Genomic DNA, 8,789 nt, shown 5'->3' on the forward strand with positions numbered 1-8,789 from the left:
CACGACCGGTCGAGCGGTCACCCCGATCCTGCGTCGCCGCAGGTAGCGGGCACACAGCGTGTCCCTGCAGGAAGCGGACGTCACCCGGACGTCGCAGTGGCCGGCGGCTCACCCACCCGGGGTTCACCGACCGTCGGGGCCACGTGCAGTCCGGCGATCCGGACATGCCGCTCGTCCCGCACGACCCTGCGCGCGCCGGGCGGTACGCCCGAGCGGACCAGTGACGCGCCGCCGCGTCGCGCCGTCGCGCTCCGGCCCCGGCGCTGCGCCATGATGGCCGTCGTGTCCGACACGAACAGCCACGACATCACGGCGACCACGGAATGGACGGCGCTGACCGAGCACGCGGCGGAGGTCGAGCCGCGGCACCTGCGGTCGCTGTTCGACGACGACCCCGACCGCGCCGGTGCGCTCACCGTCACCGGGGCCGACCTGGTGCTCGACTACTCCAAGCACCGCATCACCCGCGACACCGTCGGGTTGCTGACGGACCTGGCGCGGGCGGCCGGGCTGCCCGCCCGCACCGAGGCGATGTTCACCGGTGCGCACGTGAACACCTCCGAGGACCGGGCCGTGCTGCACACGGCGCTGCGGCTGCCGCGTGACGCGTCGCTCACCGTCGACGGCCAGGACGTCGTCGCCGACGTGCACGCCGTCCTGGACCGGATGGGCGAGTTCACCGACGCGGTGCGCTCCGGGGCGTGGACCGGATCCACCGGCCGGCGGATCCGCACGGTGGTCAACATCGGCATCGGCGGCTCCGACCTGGGCCCGGTCATGGCCTACGAGGCGCTGCGCGACTACGCGCAGCGCGACCTCGAGTGCCGGTTCGTGTCCAACATCGACCCGACCGACCTGTACGAGAAGACCCGCGACCTCGACCCGGCGACCACGCTGTTCGTCGTCTCGTCGAAGACGTTCACCACGCAGGAGACGCTGACCAACGCCCGCAACGCGCGGTCCTGGCTGCTGTCCGGGCTGGGGACGGACGACACCGGGGCCGTCGCGAAGCACTTCGCCGCGGTCTCCACGAACGCGGAGAAGGTGTCGGAGTTCGGCATCTCCACCGACAACATGTTCGGGTTCTGGGACTGGGTCGGCGGCCGCTATTCGCTGGACTCCGCGATCGGGCTGTCGCTGATGTGCGCGATCGGCCGCGAGCACTTCGCGGAGTTCCTCGCCGGCATGCACGCCATGGACGAGCACTTCCGGCGCACCCCGCTCGAGCAGAACCTGCCGGTGATCTCCGGGCTGCTCGGCGTCTGGTATGCGAACTTCTTCGGCGCCGACACCCGCGCGGTGCTGCCGTACTCCCAGTACCTGCACCGGCTGCCCGCCTACCTGCAGCAGCTGACCATGGAGTCCAACGGCAAGTCCGTGCGCGGCGACGGCACCCCGGTCACCACGACCACCGGCGAGATCTTCTGGGGCGAGCCGGGCACCAACGGCCAGCACGCGTTCTACCAGCTGCTGCACCAGGGCACCCGGCTCGTGCCGTGCGACTTCATCGGATTCGCCCGCCCGCACCACGACCTGCCCGGCGAGGACGCCGCCGACTCCCACGACCTGTTCATGGCGAACCTGTTCGCCCAGTCCGCGGCGCTGGCGTTCGGCAAGACCGCCGCGGAGATCGAGGCCGAGGGCACCCCGGCCGACGTCGTGCCGCACAAGGTGATGCCGGGCAACCGGCCGTCGTCGACGATCCTGGCCGAGAAGCTGACCCCGTCGGTGCTGGGGCAGATCATCGCCTTCTACGAGCACGTCACCTTCGTCGAGGGCACGATCTGGGGCATCGACTCCTTCGACCAGTGGGGAGTGGAGCTCGGCAAGGTCATGGCCAAGCAGTTCGGCCCCGCGCTCCACGACCCGAACCCGCCGGACGCCGGTCTCGACGCGTCCACCGCCGCGCTGATCGGCCGCTACCGCGCCTGGCGCGGCCGTTGAGGCACCTCTTCCGGCGGACGAGCATCGACCGGGAGAGAATCGGCCGGTGAACGATCAACCGTCGGCCCCGCTGCGGGCCCGCGTCACCGGTCCGGTCGCTGCGGTACTGCTCGTGCTCGCCGGGGTGCTCATCGCCCTGGCGTGGACGGGTGTGCTGCAGGGCGGTGACACCGAGACCGCGGTCGGGCTCGCCGCGGACCGGATCCCCGGCGTCACCGTGGTCGCGCTGGTCGTCACCGAGCTCGGCAACACCGTCGGGAGCACGGCGGTCGCGCTCGTCGGCGGGGCCGTGCTCGCGGTGCGCGGCCGGGTCGCGGAGGGCCTGTGCCTGGCCGCGGTCCCGCTCGTCGCGAGCGTGGTGTTCACGATGGTCAAACGGATCCTCGACCGGGCCCGTCCGCCCGCCGACCTGCAGGTGATGGCCGTGGCGAACGAGTCGCTGCCGTCCGGGCACGCGACCATGGTCGCCGCCGCCTGGACGACGCTGGTGCTCGTGCTGTGGCCGGTGCTGCGGTCACGCGGCCGGGTGCTGCTCACCGCGTTCGCGGTGCTGTGGGCGGGGGCCGTAGGGTTCACCCGCGTCTATCTGGGTGTGCACTGGCTCTCCGACGTGCTCGCCGGATGGGCGTCCGGGGCGGCGCTCGCGTTCACCGGGGTGACGGTGCTGTCGCTGGTGCTCGACCGCCGGACCCGGCGACGGGACACCGCCCCGGCCTGACCCGGCCGGGCGCCACCCCCGGCGCCGGTCAGGCTGCGGGGTCCCCGTCCGGCGTCCCGGCGCCGGTCAGGCCGCCGGTGATGCGCGTGGCCCGCTCCCCCGCCGCGGCGAGGGTGCGGGCGTGGTCGTGCCAGGCACCGATGTCGTCGCGCAGCCACGCCGCGCGCAACGCCTCGGTCGCCGTAGTCCACTGCCGCAGCAGCGCGACCCCCTCGGCGGCACCGCCGGCCCTCCGGTGGGTCCGCAGTGCGCCGGTCATCGCGAGCACGGCACGCATCGCGGTCGCGACCTTCCCGGTGATCTCGATCGGCACCGGGAGCCCCGCCGTGGCGTGCGCGACGGCGGCCGCGCGGGTCAGCAGCAGCACCACGGCCACTACCCCGACCAGCACGACGACGGCCGCCATCCAGAACGCCGCGCCCGCCACCGGGGTGAACGCGAGCACCAGCACGACGAGCAGGAGCACGGGGACGACCCATCGGGCACCGCGGGCGGTCCGCACCAGGGTGTGGGCACGGCGCTGGGCCGCGGGGTCGGGTGGGGCGTCGTCGGCGCGCACGAGGCCGCGGTCGAGGAAGAGCAGAGCGGTGTCGGACGTGTCCGGCATGGGCTGATTGTGCACGGCCTCCGGTCAGACCTGCTCCTGCGGGCACCACCAGGTCGACCGCCCGCCGACGGTGCCGTGCACCATCTCGGTCCCGCAGCGGGGGCAGTGCCCGCCCGGGTGCCGGTGCTCGACGACCTCACCGGTGTGCACGCCGCCGTTCGCGACGGCCCGCTCCAGCGCGCGGTCGAGGTTGCGGTGCAGCCGGTCCAGGTCGGTGCGGGTCAGGTCGCGCACCGGGGCCTTCGGCGAGATCCGCGCCTGCCACAGCGTCTCGTCGGCCAGCAGGTTCCCGACGCCTGCCAGCACGGACTGGTCGAGCAGCCGTGCCTTCACCGCCGACGTGCCGCGCAGCAGCCGGTCGCGGAACTCGGCCGGCTTCATCCCCTCCGCGTCGGGGCCGAGACCGGACAGGTCGGGGTCGAGCCGGACCCGGCCGAGGCGGCGCTTGTCGAACAGCCGGAACTGCCCGCCGTCGTCGAAGGTCATGGTGAACCGGTCCCACTCGGCCTTGCGCGGCTGCCGGTCGGGGCGGGCGGGGCCGCCGCCGATGCGCTCACCGTCGGAGTCGGTGACGACGATCCGTCCGCCCATCCCGAGATGCACGCCGAGCGCGGGCCCCGCCTCGCCGTCGGCGGTCTCGGTGTCGCACCACATGGTCTTGCCGATCCGGTTCGCCCGGGTGAGCCGCCCGCCCTTCAGCGCCGAGGCGATGTCACCGGGGCGGTGCGGGCGGCAGACCCAGTCGTCGCGGTCGTCGACGGCGGTGATCGTGCGGCCGACGGCCTCGGCGAGGACCGTGCGTGCGTTCTCCACCTCGGGCAGCTCGGGCATGACGATCAGTGTGGCGTGGCCGGGGAACACCCGCGCGCCGGTCCGTCGTTGGGGCCGGTGTGACTGCTGGTGAACGGATGAAGGTGCGGGCGCCCGAACTGCGCGGACGGCGGTGGCTCAACACCGGCGGCGAGGACGTGACCCTCGCCGGGCTGCGCGGGCGGATCGTGGTGCTCGACTTCTGGACGTTCTGCTGCGTCAACTGCCTGCACGCGCTCGATGAGCTGCGGCCCCTGGAAGCCGAGTTCGGTGACGTTCTGACGATCATCGGGGTGCACTCGCCGAAGTTCCTGCACGAGGCGGACCCGGCCGCCGTCGAGGCCGCCGTGGAGCGCTACGACGTCACCCACCCCGTCCTCGACGACCCGGAGCTCACCACCTGGGACGCCTACGCCGCCCGCGCCTGGCCGACCCTGGCCGTCATCGACCCGGACGGGTTCGTCGTCGCCCGGATGGCGGGCGAGGGGCACGGCCCCGGGCTGGCCGCGCTGGTCCGGGAGCTGGTCGGCACACACGGCGACCGGCTGCGCCGCGGGGACGACCCGTACGTCCCGCCGCCCGCGCCGGACACCGCGCTGCGGTTCCCCGGGAAGGTCGTCGCGCTGCCCGGCGGCACGTTCCTCGTGTCCGACACCGCCCACCACCAGCTCGTCGAGCTGGAGCCCGACCTGGGGACCGAGGTGCGGCGGATCGGGTCCGGGGAGCGCGGGCTCGCCGACGGCGCGACGGCGGCGGCCCGGTTCTCCGAGCCGCAGGGGTTGCTGGTCCTCCCCTCCGGCGACGCCGTGCTGGTCGCCGACACCGTCAACCACGCGGTCCGGCGGGTCGACCTGGCCGACGGCACCGTGTCCACCCTGGTCGGGACCGGTGAGCAGCTGCGCGAACGGGTCGCCGTCGGTGGCGCGTCGGCGCTGCTGTCCTCGCCGTGGGACCTGGCGTGGTGGGGTGGGACGGTCGTCGTCGCGATGGCGGGACCGCACCAGTTGTGGACCCTCGACCCCGCCACCGGTGAGGCCCGGGTCCTGGCCGGGACCACCAACGAGGGACTGCGCGACGGCGCGTTCGACGAGGCGTTCTTCGCCCAGCCGTCCGGGCTGGCCGCCGGCCCCGACGGGACGCTGTGGGTCGCCGACTCCGAGATCTCCGCGCTGCGCCGGGTCGGCGACGGCCCCGGGGCCGCGGTCGCGACGGCCGTCGGGCAGGGGCTGTTCGAGTTCGGGCACCGCGACGGCCCGGCCGCGCAGGCGCTGCTGCAGCACCCGCTCGGGGTGACCGTGCTGCCCGACGGCTCGGTCGCCGTCGCCGACACCTACAACGGCGCGGTGCGCCGGTTCGACCCCGCGACGAACCTGGTCTCGACGCTCGCCGAGGGGCTCGCCGAACCGTCGGACCTGCTCGTCGACGGCGAGACGCTGGTCGTCGTCGAGTCCGCGGCGCACCGGCTGGTGCGGCTGCCCGTCCCGGCCGGGTCGCAGGTGTCCGGCGACGCCCACCTCGTCCGGCGGACCCCGACGGCCCTCGCCCCGGGCGTGGCGCTGCGGATCGGGTTCGCCCCGCCCACCGGGCAGCACCTCGACAACCGGTACGGCGACCCGACGTCGCTGACCGTGGCGGCCGACCCGCCGTCGCTGCTGCTGTCCGGCGGGGGCACCGCGACCGGGCTGACCCGCGAGCTGCGCCTGGACCCGGCCGTCGGCGCCGGGGTGCTGCAGGTCGCGGTGACCGCCGCGGCCTGCGACGACCCGTCCGACGGGTTCGCCGCCTGCCACCGCTACCAGCAGGACTGGGGTATCCCGGTCGAGGTCTCGCCCGGCGCCTCCACGGGGCTCGACCTCGACCTGCGGTCGGTGTGAACCTCAGCGGCGCCAGGGCCCGGTGACGGCCAGCAAATACCCCGGGTTCTGGATGCCGGCGAACAGGAAGCGGCCGTCCCCGGTGAACGTGGGGCCGGCGAACTCGCTGTCGTTCAGGTCGTTGCGTGCCAGTGCGTAGGGCGCCCCGGTGCGCGGGACCCCGACGAGGTGCTGGACGCCCTCGCCGTCCTCCGCGACGATCGTGCCTCCGTAGGGTGAGACCGTGATGTTGTCCGGCCCGTCGAAGTTCGTCCCGTCGGCGGCCGGGTCGGCGTTCACCCCGAAGATCGTGCGCAGCTCGAGGGTCCCGCGACGCGGGTCGTGGAACCAGATCTGTCCGTCGTGCGGGTTGCGGCTGCCGTCCTCGAGCCGGGCGTAGCTGGCGACGACGAACGCGCCGCCCTCGCCCCACCACGCGCCCTCGAACTTGCGGCTGCGGGTGACGCGGTCCGGCGGCAGCTGCACGCGGGTGGACATCGTCCGGGCGAGCCGGTCCGGCACGTCGGTCCACTCGACGCGGTAGGTCGTTCCCGGCCGGGTGGCCTCGGACAGGTCGGGCACCGGGCGGTCGCCGTCGAGGGCGCGCATCGCCTGCAGACGGCCCGCGGTGTCGCCGCCGGGCCCCTCGGCGAGCGCCTTGAGCTCCCATCGGCGGCCGTCGAACCCGGACGGGGGCACCCAGCGGTACAGCAGCCCGTTGGGTCCGGCGGCGTCCTCGGTCAGGTAGATCGTGCGCGTCGCCGGGTCGACCGCGCACGCCTCGTGCGAGAAGCGGCCCAGGAAACGCAGCGGGGTCGTGCTGTTCCCCGCGTTCTCCCGGCCGGCAGGACTGACCTCGAACACGAAGCCGTGGTCCTTCGTGAGCCCGTTCGTCCCCGCCCGGGCCTCGGTCTCCTCACAGGTCAGCCAGGTGCCCCACGGCGTCACGCCGCCGGCGCAGTTGTTGTGCGTCCCTGCGACGGACACGTACTCACCGGTGCGGCGGCCGGCCCGGTCGACCTCGACATTGGTGGTACCGCCCCCGGCCCCCGGGTCGTAGGTCAGCCCCGGGCGGGCCGGTACGCGGTGCGCCTCCCCGCCGCCGATCTCGTGGTTGTTGACCAGCGTCCAGCCGTCGGGCCGGTCGAAGCAGGCGGTGCCGTCGGTGTCGCTGGGGGTGGGCTCGCCCCCGTCGGTCAACCGGGTCACGCCGGCCTGGGCGACGACGGTGTAGCGGAAGCCGCGGGGCAGCGCGAGCACGCCCCTCGGATCCGCGACGAGCGGGCCGTACCCGGCCCCCCGCAACGGCGGCGGTGCGGCCGAGGCGGAGTGCCCGGCGATGACATCGGTGCTCCCGCCGATTGCGATGCCCAGCCCGACCAGGGCGGAGTTGCGCAGCAGCCGGCGCCGCGACAGGGCGGGGGTGGGGTCGGACGTGGTCACGAGTGCCTCCGTGGTGGTGGGACCAACCACCCGAGTGCACCCGTGGCGGGCGAACAGAGGGTGACCGGACGCCGGCACGGTGATCACTATTGAGTGACGGTGGCGCTCAGCCCTCCAGCCAGGCGAGCACCGCCATCACGCGGCGGTGGTCGTCCGACGACGGCGGCAGCCCGAGCTTGGTGAAGATCGAGGAGATGTGCTTCTCCACCGCGCCCTGGGTGATCACCATGAGCCGCCCGATGGCGATGTTGGTGCGGCCCTGGGCCATGAGTTCCAGCACCTCGCGCTCGCGCGGGGACAGCTCGGCCAGGGGGTCGCGCCGGCGGCGCTTGGTGAGCAGCGCGGAGACGACCTCGGGGTCCAGCACGGTGCCGCCCGCGGCGACCCGGCCGAGTGCGTCGGAGAGGTCGGCGAGCCTGGACACACGGTCCTTGAGCAGGTACCCGACCCCGCCGCCGGCCTCCAGCAGGTCGGTGGCGTAGGACTCCTCGACGTACTGCGACAGCACCAGGATGCCGACCGACGGGAACCGCCTGCGGATCTCCAGCGCGGCCCGCAGCCCCTCGTCGGTGAACGAGGGCGGCATCCGGACGTCGACGACGGCCACCTCGGGCTGGTGCTCCTCCACCGCGGCGACGAGCGCGGTGCCGTCCCCGACGGCGGCGAGCACCGTCGCGTCCGCCTCCTCCAGCAGCCGGACCAGACCCTCGCGCAGCAGCACCGAGTCCTCGGCGAGGACCACCCGCATCGTCATGGCCCCATCCTGGGTCACGCGTCCCCCAGGCCGGCGACCGGGACCTCCGCGGTCAGGACGGTCGGGCCACCCGGCGGGCTGTCGACCTCCAGGCGTCCCTCGACGATCTCCAGCCGGTCGGCGAGCCCGGCCAGGCCGTGGCCCTTGCCCGGGTGGGCGCCGCCGCGGCCGTCGTCGCGGACGCAGACCCGCAGCAGGGTCTCGTCGACGGTCACGGTGACCGTCACCGCGGTCGCGCCGGCGTGCTTGGCGATGTTGGTGAGCGCCTCGGTCACCACGAAGTACGCGGTGTTCTCGACAAGGGCGGGCAGCCGGGTGCCGTCGTCGAGGCCGACGTCGAGGTCGACCGGAACCGGGCAGCGCCCCGCGGCGGCCCGCAACGCCGGGCCGAGCCCGCGGTCGGCCAGGATCGGCGGCGCGATGCCCCGGGACAGCGCACGCAGTTCCGAGAGCGCTTCGCGGCTCTGTTCCAGGGCCTCGTGCAACAGCGGGCGGGCGCGCTCGGGGTCGTCGTCGAGGCGCCGGACGGCGGACTCCAGGTCCATGCCCAGCCGCACCAGGCGCTGCTGCGGCCCGTCGTGGATGTCGCGTTCGAGCCGGCGCAGGGTCTGCGCCTCGGCCGCGACGGCCGCCCGGCGGCCGGCGGCCAGCGCCAGCGCG

8 protein-coding genes are annotated in these 8,789 nt (G+C 74.4%); 3 read left to right on the forward strand and 5 right to left on the reverse strand.

From position 1 onward, the window contains the following. The first annotated feature begins 282 nt into the window (after positions 1 to 282). Positions 283 to 1,944, forward strand: coding sequence for a glucose-6-phosphate isomerase (gene pgi / locus NH602_RS07100; protein ID WP_374210140.1), 1,662 nt, complete (start codon positions 283 to 285; stop codon positions 1,942 to 1,944). 46 nt (positions 1,945 to 1,990) lie between these two features. Beyond that, a complete protein-coding gene (locus tag NH602_RS31825; RefSeq protein WP_073574137.1) occupies positions 1,991 to 2,662 on the forward strand; it encodes a phosphatase PAP2 family protein in 672 nt (223 codons plus the stop codon). Positions 2,663 to 2,690: 28 nt separating this feature from the next. On the opposite strand, the gene NH602_RS07110 is transcribed toward NH602_RS31825, so the two are convergent. Together NH602_RS07110 and NH602_RS07115 are read right to left on the reverse strand one after the other, a co-directional pair. After that, entirely contained in the window at positions 2,691 to 3,269 is a 579-nt protein-coding gene (locus NH602_RS07110) for a hypothetical protein (protein ID WP_253067357.1), read from the reverse strand. Between the two features lie 24 nt (positions 3,270 to 3,293). Continuing rightward, entirely contained in the window at positions 3,294 to 4,100 is an 807-nt protein-coding gene (locus NH602_RS07115; RefSeq protein ID WP_253067358.1) for an Fpg/Nei family DNA glycosylase, read from the reverse strand. Between the two features lie 77 nt (positions 4,101 to 4,177). Between NH602_RS07115 and NH602_RS07120 the strand changes: the two genes are divergently transcribed. Continuing rightward, complete coding sequence (locus NH602_RS07120) at positions 4,178 to 5,953, forward strand: NHL domain-containing thioredoxin family protein (protein WP_253067359.1); 1,776 nt, start codon at positions 4,178 to 4,180, stop codon at positions 5,951 to 5,953. 3 nt (positions 5,954 to 5,956) lie between these two features. Here the strand turns inward: NH602_RS07120 and NH602_RS07125 are convergent, their stop codons facing one another. The 3 genes from NH602_RS07125 to NH602_RS07135 form a co-directional block, all read right to left on the reverse strand. Next, positions 5,957 to 7,375: an alkaline phosphatase PhoX gene (locus tag NH602_RS07125; RefSeq protein ID WP_253067360.1), complete on the reverse strand. Its 1,419-nt coding sequence runs from the start codon at positions 7,373 to 7,375 to the stop codon at positions 5,957 to 5,959. Positions 7,376 to 7,481: 106 nt separating this feature from the next. After that, a complete protein-coding gene (locus tag NH602_RS07130) occupies positions 7,482 to 8,123 on the reverse strand; it encodes a response regulator transcription factor (protein WP_073574403.1) in 642 nt (213 codons plus the stop codon). A gap of 20 nt (positions 8,124 to 8,143) precedes the next feature. After that, on the reverse strand, positions 8,144 to 8,789 hold a 646-nt coding region (locus tag NH602_RS07135; protein WP_253067361.1), incomplete at its 5' end, for a sensor histidine kinase.

Source organism: Pseudonocardia sp. McavD-2-B (assembly GCF_024124365.1).
Classification (GTDB): domain Bacteria; phylum Actinomycetota; class Actinomycetes; order Mycobacteriales; family Pseudonocardiaceae; genus Pseudonocardia; species Pseudonocardia alni.

Coding starts and splice junctions, on each gene's coding strand:
- NH602_RS07110 (WP_253067357.1), bottom strand. CDS start 3,269: ATGCCGGACACGTCCGACACCGCTCTGCTCTTCCTCGACCGCGGCCTC.
- NH602_RS07115 (WP_253067358.1), bottom strand. CDS start 4,100: ATGCCCGAGCTGCCCGAGGTGGAGAACGCACGCACGGTCCTCGCCGAG.
- NH602_RS07120 (WP_253067359.1), top strand. CDS start 4,178: ATGAAGGTGCGGGCGCCCGAACTGCGCGGACGGCGGTGGCTCAACACC.
- NH602_RS07130 (WP_073574403.1), bottom strand. CDS start 8,123: ATGCGGGTGGTCCTCGCCGAGGACTCGGTGCTGCTGCGCGAGGGTCTG.